This is a genomic window from Thermanaerothrix sp., from assembly GCA_026417795.1.
Lineage (GTDB): Bacteria > Synergistota > Synergistia > Synergistales > Synergistaceae > Thermanaerovibrio.
Genome location: JAOACP010000090.1, coordinates 1 through 1,628, shown reverse-complemented (window position 1 = coordinate 1,628; position 1,628 = coordinate 1). Strand labels below are relative to the sequence as shown.

General features: G+C 46.4%; 2 protein-coding genes. Both read left to right on the top strand.

Annotated features, from left to right (window positions below):
* The coding region (locus N2315_09255) for an ABC transporter permease (protein MCX7829361.1) at positions 1-874 on the top strand (874 nt) is incomplete at its 5' end.
* Between the two features lie 124 nt (positions 875-998).
* A partial coding sequence (locus tag N2315_09250) for a hypothetical protein (GenBank protein ID MCX7829360.1) occupies positions 999-1,628 on the top strand: 630 nt, incomplete at its 3' end.

Genomic DNA, 1,628 nt, shown 5'->3' with positions numbered 1-1,628 from the left:
AGGGCTTACGTTAGTAATTGCGACCGGTGGTATCGATATATCCGTTGGGTCGGTAGTAGCTATTTCCGGTGCCATTGCGGCTTACCTTATTGGGGGGGAGCTTATTCTGGAAGGCTCCGAACAGATCCTTGTAACCCGTACTCCCATGGGTGTAGCCATCGTGATGGCTCTCCTTGTTTCTACGGTGATCGGTTTGTGGAATGGTTTCCTTGTGTCCCGTTTGCGGATTCAACCTATTGTGGCAACCCTCGTTCTTATGGTTGCTGGGCGGGGTATTGCTCAATTGATTACCAATGGCCAGATTATCACCATTTATTATAAACCCTACTATTTTATTGGGAATGGCACCCTCCTTGGTATACCCTTTTCCCTCTATATCCTCGCCTTTGTGCTGGGAGTGGTGGTTCTTGTTACCAGAAAAACAGCGTTAGGGCTTTTTATCGAAGCAATTGGTTCCAACCGTACAGCGAGTCGTTACTCGGGAATCAGGGAAGAACGGATTCTTTTGTGGTCCTATGCTTTTTGTTCCTTCTGTGCGGGTGTTTCGGGGCTCCTCGTGAGTTCTAATGTAAAAAGTGCCGATGGGAACAATGCGGGAGATCTCTTTGACCTGGATGCTATTCTGGCCGTAGTCATCGGTGGCACCTCTCTTAATGGGGGAAAATTTAATCTGGCGGGCTCAGTACTGGGAGCAATTATCATTCAGACCCTTACGACTACCATCTATTCGATTGGAGTACCACCGCAGGTAAACCTCGTTATTAAATCGATGGTGGTTTTTCTCGTTTCTATGATTCAATCAGAAAATTTCCGTTCTTTATTCCGGAGTGGATCTCGCAGATTGGCGCATCTTACCACAAGGAGCGGTATATGAAAAAAAATAAGAGGAACCATGAGCGGCTTTTATGGTTTTGGCACCAGAGAAATCTTCAAATGAACATTGCTATACGATGGGGAGCCCCTCTAGGGAAAAAGGTGTATTGGCGGGAGGTACAATCATGAGGCAGAAGAATCTTCCCCTCCTTATTACGCTTGGCCTTTTTATGGTAATGTATGGGGCAGGATCACTGGCATACACCAACTTTTTTTCGTTGCAGGTGTTTATAAATCTTTTTATCGATAATGCTTTTCTCGGTATCGCCGCAGTGGGGATGACCTTTGTGATTATTTCGGGAGGCATAGATTTGTCGGTAGGATCGGTAGTGGCCCTTACGACCATGCTTTCGGCGGATCTGTTGCAGAAAGGATTTTCTCCTGCTCTAGTAATTCCTCTTGTGTTGCTTGCTTCTAGCGCGATCGGTGGCTTTCAGGGAATAATGATCCAGTATTTTAAAATTCAGCCTTTTATTGCTACTTTGGCGGGAATGTTTTTTGCCCGAGGGGCCTGTTACTTGATCAGTATTGATACCATCAATATTGAAAATGAATGGTACCGGACCGTGAGTATGGCCGCTTTGGAATTGCCGACAGGAGATTTTATTTCGGTAAATGTGTTCATTTTTGTACTGTGGGCTCTGTTGGGATGGTGGCTCCTCCGCTATACCCGCTTTGGTAGGACTGTGTATGCTATCGGTGGTTCTGAACAGTCGGCCCTTCTCATGGGGCTTCCGGTTCCTCGGACAAAGGTA